The sequence below is a fragment of the Alteromonas sp. H02 genome, assembly GCF_059682525.1.
Window position 1 is genome coordinate 1114670 of record NZ_CM185021.1, and the last position, 16961, is coordinate 1131630.

Here is a 16961-nt window from a genome sequence, read left to right on the forward strand (position 1 = left end):
GCCTTAGGGCCAGGGTAGCTAGCGGAGAATCAAGTGAATAAAGATACGCTTATCAATAATGCATTACACTATTCGGCGGTCATCATTTCAGCCGGACTTGGTTACTTTGCCGTGTTCTTTGTGTTGCTTAGCCTCGAGGTAGAGGCTGACAGAGCGCTACACTGGTCCTTGTTTGCCAGTTTAATAACGGCGCTGGCAACCTTGTTTTTCAAAATGGTGGTTGCACCACTTAGAACTAGAGATCACGATAGTGAATGACTTTTATTGAAAAGGACAGTCAGATGTTTATTGCAATGAATCGTTTTAAGGTGAAGCCGGGCAGTGAAGCGGCATTTATCGAAATGTGGCGACAGCGGGAAAGTTTTCTTGATGAGGTGCCGGGGTTTGAGTCGTTCCATTTACTGCAAGGCGAAACATTTGAGGAACACACCTTGTTTGCGACCCATGTGTGCTGGGAAAGCCGAGCAAGTTTTGACAACTGGGTGAAATCTGACGCGTTCAAAAAAGCCCATGCCGGGGCAGGCCAGAATCGCGATTTCTACGCGGGCCCGCCCCGGCTTGAGCTGTTTGATGCCGTTCTGTAAGGATTGTCAGAACGAACATCATTGACTGATTTTCAACGCCAATGTTACTGGCTGTTATCGGTCAGCTTTCTCGGGTCGAGCAGTTCGGTTAACTCTTGCCGTGACAGGTCGGTCATTTCGTCGGCCACGTCGACAATCGGCCGCTTTTCTTTGTAAGCTCGCTTGGCAATTTCGGCGGCTTTGTTGTAGCCGATAATGGGATTCAGCGCCGTGACCAGTATCGGGTTTTTATCCAAAGCAGCTTCCAGATTCTCGTTTAATACCTCAAAGCCGCTTATGGCGCTATCTGCCAGTAACGAAGCGCTGTTGGCCATCAGCGTAAAGCTACTTAACAGATTGCTGGCAATCATTGGCAGCATGACATTTAACTCAAAGTTACCTGACTGACCGCCAACCGTAATGGCGGCATCGTTACCTATAACCTGGGCGGAAGCCATTGCCACGGCTTCGGGAATAACCGGATTTACCTTACCCGGCATAATGGAGGAGCCGGGTTGCAGAGCAGGCAGCGCGATTTCGCCGAGCCCTGCCAGTGGCCCTGAGTTCATCCAGCGTAAGTCATTGCTGATTTTCATTAAGCTCACGGCGGTTGATTTCAGCAAACCAGATAAGGTAACCGCGGTATCCTGCGAGGCAATAAGCGCGAAATAGTTATCTGCCGGCTGAAAAGGGACGCCGCTAAGCGTAGTCAGCTTTTCATTAAATCTCGCTGAAAAGTCAGGGTGAGCATTAATGCCGGTGCCAACTGCCGTACCACCCAGTGCCAGTGTTTGTATAGCCGGCTGGTGGGCATTCAATGCTTTAATCTGCTGGCCTAGTTGTGCCTGCCAGCCGGATAAACTCTGATCCATGCGCACCGGCATGGCATCCATCAGGTGGGTACGGCCGGTTTTACAGACACCTTTTAGCTCACTGGCCTTGTTACCAATCACGCGATACAGGTGACTGAGTGAGGGCAAGAGTTCCTGCTTCAGGGCTAGGGCGGCACTCACATGAATAGTGGTGGGGATTATATCGTTACTGCTCTGGCCGTAATTAACGTGATCATTGGGGTGAACAGACAGGCCGGACTGCTGACTGGCCAGCCTGGCAATCACTTCGTTAGCGTTCATGTTGGTGCTGGTGCCTGAACCGGTCTGAAAGATGTCGACCGGGAAGTGAGCCATGAGCTGCGGCGCGTTGAGCAATTGGTCGCAGGCCTGACAAATCGCATCACCTATATCACTGTCCAGCGTATCTAATGTGACGTTAGCCTGAGCCGCAGCTTTTTTTACCGTGATCAACGCTCTGATAAAAGCCTCTGGCATAGACTGGCCACTGACCGGAAAATTATTGACTGCCCGCTGGGTTTGCGCGCCATATAAAGCTTCTGCAGGGACTTCCAGTTCGCCCATGCTGTCTTGTTCGATTCGTGTTTCACTAGAGGTGGTCATAATTGAGGTCCTTAGTTAAAAAATGTCGGCGTGAGATGAGTAAACAGATGACTAAACTGCCTCACGCGATGGTGATCACCGGCTGTAATACTTTGCTTTTCGGCCGCCAGCAGCGGCCGGTAAATCTGGTCGAGACACTGGTAGCGCCAGCTCAGCACTATCTTTTGATCGCAGGCTGTCTCGAGCAAAAGCGCCGCGCAGTCCAGCAGGATACGAATTTTTTCGGACGATGCCCCGGCAGTGTTAGCACTGTCGAGGGCTAAGTTTATATAGCGTTTAAGCAACTGTGGATCATCCGGGTGACATGCCGTTCTGATTTGTTGCTTTAAATTGGCCGATGTCACAAGCGCTTTGGCAATGTGTTGTGTCATAGCATCTACCATTGTAGTCCACTGAAAGTAATTTTATGCTTATGCAAACAATTATCATTTGCAATAAGTCTAAAATGGCGTATGTTTAAGTCAGGAGGACATGCCAATGGAAATTTCTTTTTTATGTACCAAACACGCCGACTGGGTTTATAGCCATCCACTGGAGGCAGTTAATTTTTTAGCCCGGGATGAGTTTCAGGGCACGACCCTGTTTTACGACGGTGAGTATCGTGAATGTATTCCCTACTTAGGTTGCGCGTTCGATATCACCGCGATTTTGCTGGAGGTAGAGGAGGGTCAGAACCGGCAACTGATTGAAAAAGTTTTTGCCCTGTCGACACTGATTTGTGACGCCTACGGTGCCCTGGGACTGTTGGATTACCAGGCGGCCATGCAGCGCCGCGTTGCCAAACTGATTACCGCGGTAAGTTATCAGGAAGCGGCTGCTCATCAGGCCATAGCAGCCTTTACTGACTGCAGTGCCAGCCGGCATTAATTCAGGAGGTCATCATGAGTCAGTCTGACGCCACATACGCTAAGTGGCGGGAAGTGATAGCGGCAGGTAATGATAACTTTGAACTGCATCACACCCTGATAACACTGGTTTATTACTTCAGAGCCATTGAACTGGCCAGAACGCTGGTAAAAAAGTGGCCCGTATCACGCCGCACTGTTGAAGCGTTACTGGTGAGTTATCACAATCTCGCCGAGCTTTATGAGCGGGAAAACAGCCTGCAACTCGCCTGGCAGGTATTAGTCTCGGCAAAACAGCAGATGATGGCAGTTTTCTATAAACAGGGGGAATCAGCCTGCACGGTTTGGGGTTGTCGAAATGCTCATCAGCGTTTGAGTCGGTTTGAACAACAGCATGGCAGCTTCGACCGGCTCAGGCCAAGACAAAGATTGCTGAATCCCTATCAATACGATGGGTTTACATCAGGTTACTAACAACACAAAACAAGGAGATCATCATGCAACGGGTTGATTGGCGCTGGCTAATTATCGGGCTGTTAGCCATGAGCCACACTGTTCAGGCTCATGATGGGCACGATCACAGTCACTGGAGCAGCTTGTTTATTCATGCCTTACTGTTACTTTCTCTGGCCGCCTCCGGACTGGCCATTGTGTTTGCCATTTACCGTGCGATCAGCCGTTGGTTGCCGGCGGGCAAATGAGTAAGGCTTAGTGCAGCATCTATCCGCGAGCGCAATGGGAACAAAGTACTAGTTAAACAGACCGCAAAGTACCGGCTTAATTGGTTTTCTTAATGGTTATGAAGGTCTATCATGACCGCTGGCTCAACTCGGGCCGCATTTCATTAATCAAAATAAAAGATAAGCCATGACCAAGTTACCTCGAAGCGGCTGGTTGCCTGCATTAACCATCCTGTCCTGTGCCATTAGCGGTACGTTTAACGCCAGCGCGCAAACACCAGTGCAGTTGCCTGCAGATATCGAGCAGATCACAACCACGGGTTCCCGGCACGGCGCTGACGACAACAATGCTCCAGTCATCATCAGCGCCGTTGGCCAGCAGGATATTAATCTTGTTTCGCCGACGCATATTGAGGAAGTGCTTAAATTTATTGCCGGTGCTCAGGTGCAGCGAGGTAACGGGCAGGAATACCTGCCAGCCCTGCGTTCCCAGGTATTTAGTGGAGCAGGTGCCTGTGGTGGCCTGTTAACTGCTGAAGATGGCATTCCGCTGCGCGCTGCCGGCTTTTGTAACATTAACGAATTGTTCGAGGCGCATTCTGAAATGGCCGAGCGGGTAGAGGTACTTAAAGGGTCCGGGTCGGCATTGTATGGCTCTAATGCGGTACACGGCGTAATTAATGTCATCACCCCGGATACCACTCAGGGCGGCGGTTTGCTCGGCTATGACTATGGTTCTTACGGGTACAACCGGGTGAAGCTGCGCAGTGGTTATCACTACGGCGATGGCGGCGTAGGAGTTAATGCCAGCGTAACCAGGGACAATGGTTATCGGGTGGCCGAGGGGCTGGATCAGGAAAAGCTTAACCTGCGTCATGAACAGGCGTTCTCGTCATTAACCCTGACAACCGGCCTGACCTATACCAATCTGGAGCAGGAAACCGCTGGCTACATTACCGGTACCGATGCATATAAAGACGCTCAGCTTGCGCAGGGAAATGAAAATCCGGAAGCCTTTCGTAACGCCAGCTCGTTGCGCCTGTGGTCCAAAGCACTGTGGCAGTTAAACGGCGGCGATACGCTATCGATAACGCCCTATATGCGCGACCAGGACATGGAATTTTTAATGCACTTTCTGCCCGGGCAACCTACCGAAGAAAACAGCCAGCAAGGGGTGGGTGTGCAAAGTTTATGGACCCATAACGTTTCAGCCAGCGTTACCCTGAAGGCCGGTATTGATGCCGAGCACACTCAAGGCAGTCTGTTACAATATCAGGAGCAGCCAACCACCGGCTCGGCGTTTCTGGTTGCCACCATTCCGGCGGGTAAACATTATGATTACGATGTGGATGCGTCGTTGATTGCTGCCTTCAGTGAGTTGTTGTGGCGCAATGACAGCTGGTTGCTGAGTGCAGGTCTGCGCTACGAATATATGCATTATGACTATACCAATAATATGAATTCGGGGCGGCTTAAGGAAGATGGTACAGCCTGCGCTATGGGCGGCTGCCGGTACTCGCGACCACCCAGCAGTGAAAACAGCTTTACTAATGCCTCCCCCAAATTGGGTGCTACCTATCTCTACTCCGATAGTACGCAGTTTTATGCTAACTATTCACTAGGCTATCGCGCGCCTCAGGCCACCGAATTGTATCGTTTGCAGCGTGCTCAGCAGGTCGCGGATCTAAATTCGGAAGAAGCGCGTAACCTGGAGTTTGGGGTAAAAGGGAATTACCCCGGCTTAAGCTATACCCTTGCTGCCTATTACATGGATAAAGACAACTTTATTTTCCGCGACAGTAACTTCTTTAATGTTAGTGATGGTCAGTCGCGACATACCGGAGTGGAGCTGGAACTGCGCTGGCAGGCCAGTCAGCGCCTGGATGTTGCATTGGCGGCAACCCTGGCGAGTCACACTTACCGCTATAATCAGGAACTCGGTGGCGTTAATATAAACGGTAACGACATTGACACAGCGCCCAACACCATTGCCGATGTGCGAATAGGCTATAACTTCACGCCGCAAGTGCGCGCTGAGCTGGAAGTAAACCGCGTTGGTGAGTACTACACCGACCCGGAGAATCTGCACGAGTACGAAGGCCATGAGTTAGTGAATTTGCGTTCTTCCTGGCAGTTAACGCCCGAGCTCACCCTGTATGCCAGAGTCAATAACCTGCTGGATACCGCCTACGCCGAACGCGCCGATTTTACTTCATTTGGTGGCGATCGCTATTTTCCGGGCAGACCACGTAATTATATGCTGAGCGCCACCTACAGCTGGTAGTTAAGCGCTGGTCAGAGATACAAAAAAGCGCGTATCCTGGAGTTACGCGCTTTTTCTTTGAGTTGAAGAATAAGTCTTAAAGTGGCAGGACTTCAAACACCAATACGTAGCTGGCGCGGCGCTTTTTAGCCGGCGCTGTGGCTTTGTCGTCTTCGTACTCGGCTTCCAGCCAGTACATGCCCGGCTCATCGAATTGCAGGCTGATTTTGCCTTCTTTGTTGGCCGTCACTTCTACACCACCGGCGGTATCGCGATACTTCTCGCCGTCTTTGACCACAATCACTTTAGTGCCCTGGGCTTTATCGCCGCTCATAAAGAACTGAAAATCAATGGGCTCTCCGGTGTAAGCGTCGTTGGGGTGGGTTAATGCTTTGAGCTCAAGCCCCTTGCCGGTGAGTTTATTGTTGTCGGCCGTTGGTGCGCCCAGCGTGACATAGGTTTCCAGGCGGTTAGCGGTTTCCATTACGTTCAGGTCATCGGCATCCTGCGGTACTGCCTCGTAAAACTCCTCTACCGTGCCGGTTTTACCACGCCCGGGCCAGAAATGGCGCTCGCCGTCTGCGTCTTTCCAGAACGCCACTAAGGACTGTGAGGCATTAAACACTTTGTAGGTGCCGCTCTCAGTCAGCTCCACATCAAATACACTGCGGTAGCGCAGCTTTTGCTGGTTTTGAATGTCTACCGGCTTGCCGGTGGGTGAGACAACAGATAAACGCTCGGCCGGATAAGCAAAATGATCCGGATGAAAGATACCGTTGGCCACGGCCACATCGAAGGTGATCCATTCGCTGTCACCAGAAACAGAAGTGGTAGATGGCTTTATCCACACCCGGTGGGCCTGACTGAACGGGCTGGCCAGAGTCAGGGCCAGAGCGGTGGCACCGATTAATAGTGATTTCTTCATTGTGCAGGCTCCATGATTAATTTTATAGAAGAGAGTTCGTGCTGACCTTCAGCACGGGTATTAACTATTTGTTTTACCGGGAGTGATACCGGGACTTTAAGCGTTTCACGGCCACCGAGTTCGCGCGCGGCTTCAACCCAAACAAAATAGTCGCCAGCCGGTACATCATCGAAACGGCCGTCGAGCGCGATGCTCGAGGTGCCCGGTCGGCGGGTAGCGCCACTGACACCATCGATGGGCATGCTGGCACTGCGACCGCTACGCCGCCACCACATACGTAAGTCCTTGAGCCATTTTTCGCCTTCGCTATTGGCCATGTCGGTGTCGTACCATACGGCAATATCCACTACGCGCTTGCCACGTTCATCAGCCAGCCATGCGGCAACGTAAGGGGCGTGGTATTCGGCTACATTCAAGGCCGGTAATGTGATTTCAAGCTCATTGGCCTGGGCTGTCATGGCTGTGCTGAGCAACCCTAGCGGCAATACTAGCGGCAGGGCCAGCCGGTACAGCTTATTCAACAAAGTGTTGGGACGGCTTTTCTTGCCGTAACGCGGCAATAAGCAGGGGGTATCTTTTAACAACGTAAAATCTCCTGAAATAATATCCTGGTTGCTCTGCAAGACGAAAATCAAAACCTTAATCTAAATGGTATTGAGAATCAATTGCAATTAAGGTGGTTGACCCATTAATTCGGCTGATGACATAAACCTGATGACATAACAGAGCCCGGCGCTGCCTGCGCTCGGCATAAACCGGCGCAGGCAGTTTTACTAAAGCCCTAAAAAGACCAGGCCAGTGACAGCCAGTAACGTCGGCCATCTTCCACGTAGCCGTATTCTTCCATACCAATGTCTTTATCCAGCAGGTTATAAATACCGGCGCCGAGTTTTATATCGTTGGTTAAACCGTAGTTTAAGCCAACGTCTGCCAGCGTATACGAGGGGGCTATCAAGCTGTCCTGCGACGGACCCGTGGTGGGCTGACTCTCTTCACCACGGTAGTGAACGCGCAGCCAACTGCTGGTCATATCGTTGATGGCCCAGCGCAGAGAGGTTTGAACCAGATGTTTGGGTAGTTGATTGAGCGGGCTACCAGCATACTCACCGGTTTTTTGTTCCGAGTCGGTATAGGTATAGTTGGCATTAAACTCAATGGCTTTGGTGAGTTTAGCCTGCACACTCATTTCAAATCCCTGGGTGATGGCCTCATCGATATTGATATAGGTGGTGGGGGCTGAACCGAAATCGTTAGGCCCGTCACTGCACAGGTCTGCCGGGCACTGAATGCGGGTAATACGGTCTTCAAACTCGTTGTAAAACACTGTGGCAGAGACCGTGGTGTCCTTTCCAAAATCCTGATACAAGCCGAGCTCATAGCTCACCGACGATTCAGCTTCCAGATCCGGGTTACCATAAATATTACCGCCGCGACTGATTTGCCCCCACGAAGGATTAGTCTGGCGTAGGTTCGGCGCCCTGAAGCCAGTGGATATGCCACCCTTTAAAATGGTTGTTGAACTGATTTGCCACACCCCATATAAACGGGGGCTTAACTGGCCGCCATAGTTCTGGTCGTCGTCGTAGCGTAAACCGGTAGTAATCGCGAAATCCTTAATGAGTTTCCATTCCCCTTCGGCAAACACCGACCATTGATTGCCATCCACCAGGGATAGTTCGCTGATCTGGTTGCTGGTCTGATCATTGAGTTCTTCCTCAAAATAAGCGCCGCCAGCACTCAAGCTCAGCAGATCGTTGAGCGGAATGGCCCACATGGTTTGAGCATCGAGGTTTTTAACGTACATTTGCCGCGATTCATTATCAAACTCATCTTGTTTGATATAAGTTTGCGAGGTTGCCCAGCCCCAGTAACCGGTGTGACTGAGTGAAAGGTTTGTACGGTCATACTCGGTCATGCTCGATGCCGGACAACCGCGACGGCCGCATTCTTCACCTTCGGCCAGGGGGGCAACGGTTTTACCCAGGGTCGCGTTAATTTCCTGCATGGTATGGGTGGCTTCAAGCACAAACTCGTGATTATCATTGGGGGTAAAGGCCAGTTTGGCACTGATGTTTTTATGGTCACGGTCGCGAAAGCCATCGACGATGTTGTCTTCTTCGCGCTGGGTATACTGGCCATAAAGCTGCAAGCCGAGTTTGCCGGGGATCAGGGACCCGGCGGTGAAGAACGTGGTTTGGTATTGATTACCTGAGTCGCTGTCTTCCTGAATAGTAGCATCTAAACGTACTTCACCGCGCCATTCATCCGGGGTTTTGCTGGTGATAATATTAATCACACCGCCAATGGCATCTGAACCGTATAAAGAAGACATAGGGCCGCGGATAACTTCGATGCGTTCTATTGCCGATAACGGCGGGATCCAGGCGCCTTCAACACCCGGGCCGTCGCTGTTGGGCCTTGTTTCGCGTGAGGTCTGACGCTGACCATCCACCAGGATCAGGGTATACTGGCTGCCCATTCCTCGCAGGCTGATATCTTCTCTGTCACCGCCGCCGGTCACAATTACGCCCGGGATATCAGTCATGGCATCGGTGAGGTCCCGATAAAACCTTTCACTCAGGTCTTCTTTATCGAGCACACTGATGGAGGCGGGCGCTTCTTTGAGCATTTGTGCAGAGCCGGAAGCGGTCACCACAATTTTTTCCAGTTCTTCATTATCGGGAGAAACAGCCAGTACAGCTGAGGAAACGAAAGCACAGCAAAGTGCCAGGGACATCTTGGATAATTGCATATAACAGTAAAAATCTTAGTGAGAATGATTGTTATTTAGGATAAGATCGGGGTCAGTTATCTGCAATCGACTAATATTAAACGGTGTGTTTAGCAAAAATGAATTTCTATGAACGTTAAGTTTACCCGCGCCCTGAAAGTGTTTTTAACCGTTGCTGACTGTGGCAACATGAGTGTGGCTGCCAGGCAGTTACACATGACCGTGTCGGCCATAAGCCAGCAGCTGCGTAAGCTGGAAGAAGATATCGGCCAGCAACTGGTCAATCGTAACTCCCGCCATCTTAGCCTTACTGAAGCCGGGCGGATTTACTACCGCACCAGTCAGGAGTTACTTGCCACTGCTCAACAGGGACAGCAGGAAATCGACGCCTTGCTGCATTCAGCTTCCGGTGAACTGAGGATCCTCGCACCCGAAGGCTTTGGCGGGGGATTATTGAGTAAGCCACTGCGCCAATTACTGCAGAGCTCTGAGCGCATTTCCGTTGCGGTAACCCTGGGCGAAGGCTATGACGATATCGTTGCCAGTGGCGCCGATCTGGCGTTGGGGTTTACACCGGTTGATAAAGAAGGGTTTAAATCCTATCAGCTTGCCACCTGGTCACAGGTGTTATGCGTTGCCCCCTCTCATCCGTTAAGCACAGAGTCTTTATCGCACCCGGAGCAATTAAAACAACATCCGTTTATTGCTTACGATCACCTGCCTGTACACGAGCTGAGCGGACCGCATGATGAGCGTTATCTGCTGGCGCAACCCAGGCTCAGTGTCAATTCGATGCAGGCGCTTATTCAGTTTACCGTGGATGGACTGGGCTTTGCGGTGTTACCGCAAAAGGAAGTTCAGCACTATCTGGCCGACGGTGAGCTGGTTGATTTGCTGCCAGACTGGCAATTACCGGATTATCAGGTGTTTGCGGTTGTTGCTGATTATCCGACAATGCCGGTTAAAACACGCCAGGCCATTGAACTGCTGGAGTCCTATTTTACTATCCTGTGAGGCACGCTACACAGCCACTTTAAGGTAGCCCTGCTCAATAGCCAGGTGCACCAGTTCTGCGTGCGTGCTGATTTGTAACTTGGCTTTTAACTGGGTGAGGGTATTCGAAACGGTTTTACTGGAGACGTTGAGTTCGTCGGCTAACTGAGCCCGATCGAGGCCTTTAGCGATACCTAAAAATACATCAAACTCGCGCTGGGTGAGTTGTTTGCAACTGTCGTCTGCATCATTGAGTTGGTGGGTGGCCAGTTGAATAGCAATATTGTGCTCAATGTAGCGTTTGCCATTGAGTACGGCTTTAATCGCCTCAACCATCACCTCTGGCTTGCTGCGCTTGCTCAGATACCCTTTAGCGCCGGTCTGAATTGCACGGTTCACTACAGAGGGTTCGTCAAACATACTGAAGAAGATGATCTTAAGCCGTGGCCAGCGTTTTAGTAGCCGACCGGCCAGGTTCAGCCCACTGGCGTTTTCCAGATTAATGTCGAGAATAACCAGGTCAATATCTGTAGCGGCCAGTGCTTTCAGCGTTTGCTGGGCATTCTCGGCTTCGCTGACAACGGCATCAGGCAGCATCATGGTCAGTAGCGCACTATAGCCCTGGCGGACTACAGCGTGGTCGTCAACGATCAGAATATTCATAGCGGAGATCATCCTGTAGTTGCAAAGGTGCGACAAGAGTAACCGTCGTCCCTTTAGCATGGGTATCAAGTTTAAGTGTACCGCCCAGCAATGAGGCCCGCTCATGCATCGATTCCAGCCCCAGCCCGGTGGTTTTTGATTGCTGTGGATTAAAGCCCCGGCCATTATCGCGCACAAACAGAGTCAGCTGGTCGTGGGTAGTGGTTAAACCAATGGTTACTTCGGTGGCATGGGAGTGCTTGGCAATGTTATTAAATATTTCCTGCGTGATGCGATAAATCTGGGTGTCACGGTTGAGGTTACTGGCAAGGGTGGCAGCATCGGGTAACCAGCTTACTTCAATTTGATGAATGTCCTGCCAGGTCTGAATCATCTGTGCAATAGAGGTGGTTAACCCCAGTTTGTTCAAAAAGACCGGGTAAAGCTGGTTAGTTAAATCCTTCATCCCTTGATGCACAGCGTCACACTGTTGCTGAATAGTGGCGCAGGCTTTAACAATGAAATCGGGATTTTGTTTTTGCTGCTCAAGCATATAGGTTTGTACTGTAATGCCTGTGATCAGCTGACCAAGATTATCGTGGAGTTCTCTGGCCAGCAGCCGTCGTTCATTTTCCTGCAGCGCCGACAAGCGTTGACGTAACCCGGCAACCTGGGTGTCTTTGCTGGCCAGTGAGCTGATTAATTTATTGTAATGCTCAATCAACCTGTGGATTTCGGCAATATCAGTTGACGCCGCCGACAACCTGAACTGGCCCGACTGAATGGAATCCAGCCCCTGACAGAGCTCGGCCAGTGGCTTGAGGCGGGTATTTACCGCATAACGCAGGGTAAAAAGCGTCAGTAACAGTGCCATCACGAAAATGCAAAACACATTCCCCAGGGTAGCGCTAATTTCATCTAACTCAGCCGCGCTGTTAGCGATTACGGTAATGGGTTCTCCTGAGGCTGAATGGATAGTAGTGCTTGCTGGTGGTGGTGCCAGCCATTTTTCCAGCGGGCCGGTAAGTGTCAGTGGAGCAGAGCCTTCAGGTTGGTCAATAACAGTGAGGTGACGGCTGTTTTGTAAAATGCCAGTCAGGGTCTCGCTGTCCAGATTGGTTTGCGCCAGGGTTTCTGCCAACTGTAGCGCGGCTTCGCCTTCGTCGCTGATATCTGCTCTGGCCTGATAGAACATCGCGATCGCCAGCAAACTGAACACCGCAGTGAAAATCAGAACAATTGTCAGTGTGATCTTGTTGGAAGCATTCATATTGCTCAGCCGTACCGCACATAATTTACAAACCCGTAACATTATACTGGAGATGGGCAGACTAGCGTTATCTGATATCTGCTACTTTGGTTAGTGTCATCTACTACTTTGGTCCTGCTTTTAAGCTGAAAACCGGTTACGCCCCCGCTAAAAATGCACAGTACGAAAGTGCTACAGGATTTGTTTAACAAATTATCAACAATGATTTAACAATTGGTGAACACAAAAAGAAGAAGGTGGAGATATGACGTTTAACAATAAACTACTGGTAGCAGGGACACTGCTGTCTGCCACGCTGGCTTTACCTGCTCAGGCGGGCAACTGGCAACAGAATGTGGCAGTAGGTAATTTTAATAAGGTACACGTTTATACCCCGGATTCGCTATCACCAATAGGGCAGGGACGCTCGCTGCTAGTCGTACTTCACGGCTGCACACAATCCATAGACGCATACCTTTCTGCAAATCTTGAAGATGCTGCGGAAAGTTATGGGATGGTTATAGCGGTTCCTGATGCAATGAATAAGGCGGGTTTTGGTTGCTGGTCCTACTGGCAGGGCACCAAATCCCGCTCTGCTGGTGATTATGCCAATATCCTGTCGCTGGTGTCGTCGATGAAAGCTAACAGCGGCTACGCCATTGATGAAGACCAGGTGTACGTGGCGGGACTGTCTTCCGGCGCGGCCTTTGCCAATACTACGGCGTGTATTGCACCGGACGTATTTGCCGGGGTTGGCGTGAGTGCCGGACCCAGTATTGGCACCAGTTCCAGCGGCGCGATAGGCAGCTGTGAATACGCCAACGTCGCGCAGCGATGCCAACAGTATGCGGGAAGTTACAGCGGCTCGCTTGATGACCAGATCGCATCTATCGCACATGGCGATGCTGACACCACCGTTGATACCTGTTACAACCGTCAAAATGCTGAGGGGATGGCTGGCGCCTATGGGGTTAGTGAGTTGCCTGGCAGCAACCTCCTTGGCAGTGGCTCGCGTACCGCCGAGGAATACCTGTGGGAAGAAGGTCGGGTATCCATGGTCTGGCTTAATGGTGTGGATCACTCCTGGTCGGGCGGTGCCGGTGCAAGCGGTTCCTACGTGAGTGGCACTGGCATTAACTATGCGATGTACCTGGGGGAATATTTCAGTGAGAATAATAAACGGGTCGATCGAAACCAGCCTCCGCAGTTATCTTCGGTGACCGCTTCACAAAGCAGTGGTCAGTTGATTGTTACCGGGAACGCCACCGACGCTGAAGGTTACGTGGACAATGTTGATGTGCTGATCACCAATAATAGTGGCGATACCTATCAGTATTCGGCGTCGACCCAAAGTGATGATAGTTTCTCGGTAACCTCGGCCACCCTGCCAGACGATTTGTACTTTGTAACGGTGACAGCCAGTGACGATGTTGGTGCTGTGTCTGAGGCCAGCACCGTGAGTGTGCGCGTTGGCCCGCCACCGCCGCCTGCTGCACCAGTGTTATCTGATGTGCTGGTGGATGCCGATGGGCAGTGTGCAACGGTGACCGGTTCGGTTTACGACGAAAACCAGGACCTTACTACAGTGGAAGTCACCTTCGCGACCGGTACCCAAAACGCCAGTGTGGATGGACTTTCCTTTAGCGCCGAAGCCTGCGATCTGCCAGGCGGTGGGCAAACTATTACGGTAACGGCTATCGACGTCAGTGGCCTAAGCAGCAACATACAGCTGACGGTAGACATTGATGCTGGCGTGACTGCTACGCTTGATCAGCATATCAGCGCTGGTCGTCTCGATTATACCGGCTACTCTACCTGCTATCTGGAATACTCAACCGATACCTTTAAGCTTACCGAGCAAACCCAGAGTGGTGGTATGTGTGTTTGGCAGGATGACGATGCTTCCTGTACCGGTCCGGTTCAGGCTTGCAGCGGCACTGGTTCTGATGGCGGTAGTGGCGGTGATGACGGCTCTGGCGATGATGGCTCGGGCGGTGATACCGGCGGTGATACCGGCGGTGATCCGGCTACCTGTGCCGAATACACTACAGCAAACTACTATCACAAAGTAGCTGGCCGAGCTTACAGCACTGGCTACTACTATGCGCCGGATTATTTTGCCAGCGGCTCGGATGATCCACTGGCGGGTTCGACCTGGGGGACATCAACCTTGTACTCAACCGATGGCAGTGTGTGGTTTGCAGGCAACTGTCCTTAATAAATGGTTATTAAAGCATAACGGGGTCCATGGCCCCGTTTTACGTTGTTGACTTAGGTTACTTACCTGCGGCGCCATAAAATCAGGCCGAGCAGGCCCAGGCTCATCCACAAACTCCAGCTACCAGCGTGGGTTTCTACTACTACTTCTGACGTTACCGGCCGGTCATAGTCGAAACTTTCCATACTCTGATAAGATAAATCGGCATCTTCATAGGCATCAATAGTGGCCAATACCTGATCGGTTTGCGCATCGATTAACTCAATCAAAATATCGTAGTCGTTACTGGGGTACCCGCTAACTAACTCACTTTCCAGCAGCACTGAGTCATCACTGCTGTCGCTATACAGGTTAAATACCGACGTGACATGAAATGCTTCGTAATAGTCGTTGGTGCCCAGATACACAATGGCGTAAACCGGTGCCTGGTAATAGTTAGTGTCGGCGTCAAATTCAAGGTCGAAACTGGCGTAGTATCCATCGTAATCACGGTCGGTATAGAGTGTCATCCAGGCATCATAAAACCAGTAGTCAACACTGTGAGTGGCAGTGCGAAGCTGCTCGCCTGATTTACCCGCAATGCTACTGAGATCTTTCTTTTTCACCCGGGTCGGCACATTATCGGCGGCATTGAGTTCAGGCGTATTGATGGTTTCACTGACCGCCACCTCTTTGCCCGAGGCGGCAGATGAAAACGCGATAAAGCTCAGTGACATCAGCGTCGCAGCCAGTATAGTCTGTGTTACTCTTTGATTTTTCATAGTCCATTCACCCTGTTGTCTCTGCAATGACTGTATAAACAGTTTGCGAAAATCAGGCTGAACAATAACTGAAGCGAAACTTAACCATGCCAAACCGTGCTTTGTGGCAGCGTATTGCCATACTCTTACTGATGCCCGTCCTTTCGTTACCGGCACTGGCTGCGAACCTGACGGTAACGCCGTTGAGTGACGGGATGTACCTGCTGCGCTCTGAACGTGCTGTAGAAGGTTTTGGACTGGTAAGCGGCAATGGTTTAATTGTGCAGACAGCGCCGCATAAAGCGGTTTTAATCGACACACCCTGGGACAACAGTGATGTGGATACGCTGTTTAGCTGGCTTGAGTCGCAGGGGCTGAGTCTTGAGGCCGTGGTCGTCACTCATTCGCACGAGGATGCCGGCGGGCATCTGGCACGTTTTCACAGCAAAAATATCCCCTCATGGACGTTTGAGTTAACTAATGAGTACTTAACTCAGAATGGCGAAACGCCCGCTCAACATACTTTTAGCGACAACGCGTGGGTAGTACCTGAGATGATTGAAGTATTTTACCCGGGGCCGGGCCATACGCTGGACAACAGCGTAGTGTGGGTGAAAAAACATAACCTGTTGTTCGGTGGTTGTTTTATTCGTGAACAGGCGACCTTTTCGCTGGGGTATACCGCAGAAGGTGACGTGCGCGCGTGGCCAGAGTCCGTCAGCCGGGTAACTGATTACTTTCCGGAGGTGCAGAAGGTGGTTCCCGGCCATGGCAAAGTCGGTGATGCAGCGCTTCTTTCCCATACCCGCGAGCTGGCGCTAAAAATGCTGCCTTAACAGGCAGCATTTTAAAGCTTAACGTCGATCGAAATTCACCGGTTTGTCGGGGTGTTGGTAGTAGCCTTCGCGCAGTAAAGTTTTATAGCGGTCGAGTTTACCTTCCATTGCTAACTTGCGCAGACCTTTGTTGAACAAGGCTAAAATTAACTCGCCATCCTGACTTTTACGCGGAATAAGTAAGTGGGTTGTCACGGTAGAGATAAACGGCTTGAGCATTTTTATTTCGTCACGGTCGAAGGTGGTGAAATCCCGTTCCAGTAAATACCAGGCGGTTAGCTCATCGATGGGAAACAATTGAATATCGTTGGCAATCACCGCATTGAGGCCGTCTTTGTCGGTATCAACGGTGACGGTATTGGGCGCCTGCTTAAAAAACGCAAAGAGTTCATCGGTATAAGCGTACCCTTTGGTGACGCCTATTTTGTATTGCTCAAGTTGTTGCAGGTTTTCCCACTGATCCAGAGAAAGTTCTTCATTCGCCGTAAACACCAGGCTTTCTGAAGTGATAGGCTCGCTCTGCCAGAAATCAACACTGTAAACCCGGGTGAAGTTAGCATATGACACAGCGTCATAGCGGCCGTTTTTGGCACTTGCAATGGCATCTTCCCAGGACATGGTTTCGTACACCACGTCTACGCCAACCCGTAAGAACGCCTCACTGATAATATGGTTTATATAGCCATTGTGCTCCATGTCCGTGGAGGTATAGGGCGGATATTCAGTGGTGGCAATGGTGAGTGTGCGCCACGCGTGAGCTGAGGCATTATTTACAACTGCAAAAAGCAGGGACAGCATTAAAATAAGATTTTTCATAACGGT

General features: G+C 50.9%; 18 protein-coding genes. 9 read left to right on the top strand and 9 right to left on the bottom strand.

Annotated elements, in window-relative coordinates; all coding sequences use genetic code 11:
- Positions 1–33: 33 nt before the first annotated feature.
- A complete protein-coding gene (locus tag AC566Q_RS05050; RefSeq protein ID WP_499614393.1) occupies positions 34–258 on the top strand; it encodes a hypothetical protein in 225 nt (74 codons plus the stop codon).
- Positions 255–584, top strand: a complete 330-nt coding sequence (gene hmuQ / locus AC566Q_RS05055; protein WP_499614396.1) for a heme-degrading protein HmuQ — start codon at positions 255–257, stop codon at positions 582–584. The genes AC566Q_RS05050 and hmuQ overlap by 4 nt, the downstream gene beginning before the upstream one ends.
- Positions 585–628: 44 nt before the next feature.
- On the opposite strand, the gene AC566Q_RS05060 is transcribed toward hmuQ, so the two are convergent.
- Both AC566Q_RS05060 and AC566Q_RS05065 read right to left on the bottom strand, forming a co-directional pair.
- The gene (locus tag AC566Q_RS05060) at positions 629–2017 is read right to left on the bottom strand and encodes a class II fumarate hydratase (protein ID WP_499614399.1); all 1389 of its coding nucleotides are present in this window, start codon (positions 2015–2017) and stop codon (positions 629–631) included.
- 11 nt (positions 2018–2028) lie between these two features.
- A complete protein-coding gene (locus AC566Q_RS05065; RefSeq protein WP_499614401.1) occupies positions 2029–2388 on the bottom strand; it encodes a hypothetical protein in 360 nt (119 codons plus the stop codon).
- Positions 2389–2494: 106 nt separating this feature from the next.
- Here AC566Q_RS05065 and AC566Q_RS05070 point away from each other — a divergent pair, with 106 nt between their 5' ends.
- The 4 genes from AC566Q_RS05070 (at position 2495) to AC566Q_RS05085 (ending at position 5826) form a co-directional block, all read left to right on the top strand.
- Entirely contained in the window at positions 2495–2884 is a 390-nt protein-coding gene (locus AC566Q_RS05070) for a hypothetical protein (protein ID WP_499614404.1), read from the top strand.
- 14 nt (positions 2885–2898) lie between these two features.
- A complete protein-coding gene (locus tag AC566Q_RS05075; protein WP_499614407.1) occupies positions 2899–3336 on the top strand; it encodes a DUF2753 family protein in 438 nt (145 codons plus the stop codon).
- Positions 3337–3359: 23 nt separating this feature from the next.
- Positions 3360–3563 (top strand): hypothetical protein, encoded by a 204-nt coding sequence (locus AC566Q_RS05080; protein ID WP_499614410.1) that lies wholly within the window; start codon positions 3360–3362, stop codon positions 3561–3563.
- A gap of 166 nt (positions 3564–3729) precedes the next feature.
- Entirely contained in the window at positions 3730–5826 is a 2097-nt protein-coding gene (locus AC566Q_RS05085; protein ID WP_499614413.1) for a TonB-dependent receptor, read from the top strand.
- A 76-nt stretch (positions 5827–5902) separates the two neighbouring features.
- Here AC566Q_RS05085 and AC566Q_RS05090 read toward each other — a convergent pair whose 3' ends face one another.
- From AC566Q_RS05090 to AC566Q_RS05100, 3 genes are all read right to left on the bottom strand, one after another.
- Entirely contained in the window at positions 5903–6730 is an 828-nt protein-coding gene (locus AC566Q_RS05090; protein ID WP_499614416.1) for a DUF4198 domain-containing protein, read from the bottom strand.
- Entirely contained in the window at positions 6727–7314 is a 588-nt protein-coding gene (locus AC566Q_RS05095; protein ID WP_499614420.1) for a DUF2271 domain-containing protein, read from the bottom strand. Before AC566Q_RS05095 ends, AC566Q_RS05090 begins: the two co-directional genes overlap by 4 nt.
- Positions 7315–7511: 197 nt before the next feature.
- Entirely contained in the window at positions 7512–9482 is a 1971-nt protein-coding gene (locus tag AC566Q_RS05100; RefSeq protein ID WP_499614423.1) for a ligand-gated channel protein, read from the bottom strand.
- Positions 9483–9590: 108 nt separating this feature from the next.
- On the opposite strand from AC566Q_RS05100, the gene AC566Q_RS05105 reads away from it, so the two are divergent.
- The gene (locus AC566Q_RS05105) at positions 9591–10475 is read left to right on the top strand and encodes a LysR family transcriptional regulator (RefSeq protein WP_499614426.1); all 885 of its coding nucleotides are present in this window, start codon (positions 9591–9593) and stop codon (positions 10473–10475) included.
- Positions 10476–10481: 6 nt separating this feature from the next.
- Here the strand turns inward: AC566Q_RS05105 and AC566Q_RS05110 are convergent, their stop codons facing one another.
- Both AC566Q_RS05110 and AC566Q_RS05115 read right to left on the bottom strand, forming a co-directional pair.
- Positions 10482–11117, bottom strand: coding sequence for a response regulator transcription factor (locus AC566Q_RS05110; protein ID WP_105936497.1), 636 nt, complete (start codon positions 11115–11117; stop codon positions 10482–10484).
- Positions 11098–12366 carry a sensor histidine kinase gene (locus AC566Q_RS05115; RefSeq protein WP_499614430.1) on the bottom strand — a complete coding sequence of 423 codons (1269 nt, stop codon included), beginning with the start codon at positions 12364–12366 and terminating at the stop codon, positions 11098–11100. The genes AC566Q_RS05110 and AC566Q_RS05115 overlap by 20 nt, the downstream gene beginning before the upstream one ends.
- A gap of 244 nt (positions 12367–12610) precedes the next feature.
- On the opposite strand from AC566Q_RS05115, the gene AC566Q_RS05120 reads away from it, so the two are divergent.
- A complete protein-coding gene (locus tag AC566Q_RS05120) occupies positions 12611–14563 on the top strand; it encodes an extracellular catalytic domain type 1 short-chain-length polyhydroxyalkanoate depolymerase (RefSeq protein ID WP_499614433.1) in 1953 nt (650 codons plus the stop codon).
- Positions 14564–14625: 62 nt separating this feature from the next.
- Here the strand turns inward: AC566Q_RS05120 and AC566Q_RS05125 are convergent, their stop codons facing one another.
- Complete coding sequence (locus AC566Q_RS05125; protein WP_499614435.1) at positions 14626–15324, bottom strand: choice-of-anchor H family protein; 699 nt, start codon at positions 15322–15324, stop codon at positions 14626–14628.
- An 86-nt stretch (positions 15325–15410) separates the two neighbouring features.
- Between AC566Q_RS05125 and bla the strand changes: the two genes are divergently transcribed.
- Complete coding sequence (bla, locus tag AC566Q_RS05130; RefSeq protein ID WP_499614437.1) at positions 15411–16139, top strand: subclass B1 metallo-beta-lactamase; 729 nt, start codon at positions 15411–15413, stop codon at positions 16137–16139.
- A gap of 18 nt (positions 16140–16157) precedes the next feature.
- Here the strand turns inward: bla and AC566Q_RS05135 are convergent, their stop codons facing one another.
- Positions 16158–16955 (bottom strand): substrate-binding periplasmic protein, encoded by a 798-nt coding sequence (locus tag AC566Q_RS05135; RefSeq protein ID WP_499614440.1) that lies wholly within the window; start codon positions 16953–16955, stop codon positions 16158–16160.
- Positions 16956–16961: the final 6 nt, after the last annotated feature.

Coding starts and splice junctions, on each gene's coding strand:
- hmuQ (WP_499614396.1), top strand. CDS start 255: ATGACTTTTATTGAAAAGGACAGTCAGATGTTTATTGCAATGAATCGT.
- AC566Q_RS05060 (WP_499614399.1), bottom strand. CDS start 2,017: ATGACCACCTCTAGTGAAACACGAATCGAACAAGACAGCATGGGCGAA.
- AC566Q_RS05065 (WP_499614401.1), bottom strand. CDS start 2,388: ATGACACAACACATTGCCAAAGCGCTTGTGACATCGGCCAATTTAAAG.
- AC566Q_RS05070 (WP_499614404.1), top strand. CDS start 2,495: ATGGAAATTTCTTTTTTATGTACCAAACACGCCGACTGGGTTTATAGC.
- AC566Q_RS05075 (WP_499614407.1), top strand. CDS start 2,899: ATGAGTCAGTCTGACGCCACATACGCTAAGTGGCGGGAAGTGATAGCG.
- AC566Q_RS05080 (WP_499614410.1), top strand. CDS start 3,360: ATGCAACGGGTTGATTGGCGCTGGCTAATTATCGGGCTGTTAGCCATG.
- AC566Q_RS05085 (WP_499614413.1), top strand. CDS start 3,730: ATGACCAAGTTACCTCGAAGCGGCTGGTTGCCTGCATTAACCATCCTG.
- AC566Q_RS05090 (WP_499614416.1), bottom strand. CDS start 6,730: ATGAAGAAATCACTATTAATCGGTGCCACCGCTCTGGCCCTGACTCTG.
- AC566Q_RS05100 (WP_499614423.1), bottom strand. CDS start 9,482: ATGCAATTATCCAAGATGTCCCTGGCACTTTGCTGTGCTTTCGTTTCC.
- AC566Q_RS05105 (WP_499614426.1), top strand. CDS start 9,591: ATGAACGTTAAGTTTACCCGCGCCCTGAAAGTGTTTTTAACCGTTGCT.
- AC566Q_RS05110 (WP_105936497.1), bottom strand. CDS start 11,117: ATGAATATTCTGATCGTTGACGACCACGCTGTAGTCCGCCAGGGCTAT.
- AC566Q_RS05115 (WP_499614430.1), bottom strand. CDS start 12,366: ATGAATGCTTCCAACAAGATCACACTGACAATTGTTCTGATTTTCACT.
- AC566Q_RS05120 (WP_499614433.1), top strand. CDS start 12,611: ATGACGTTTAACAATAAACTACTGGTAGCAGGGACACTGCTGTCTGCC.
- AC566Q_RS05125 (WP_499614435.1), bottom strand. CDS start 15,324: ATGAAAAATCAAAGAGTAACACAGACTATACTGGCTGCGACGCTGATG.
- bla (WP_499614437.1), top strand. CDS start 15,411: ATGCCAAACCGTGCTTTGTGGCAGCGTATTGCCATACTCTTACTGATG.
- AC566Q_RS05135 (WP_499614440.1), bottom strand. CDS start 16,955: ATGAAAAATCTTATTTTAATGCTGTCCCTGCTTTTTGCAGTTGTAAAT.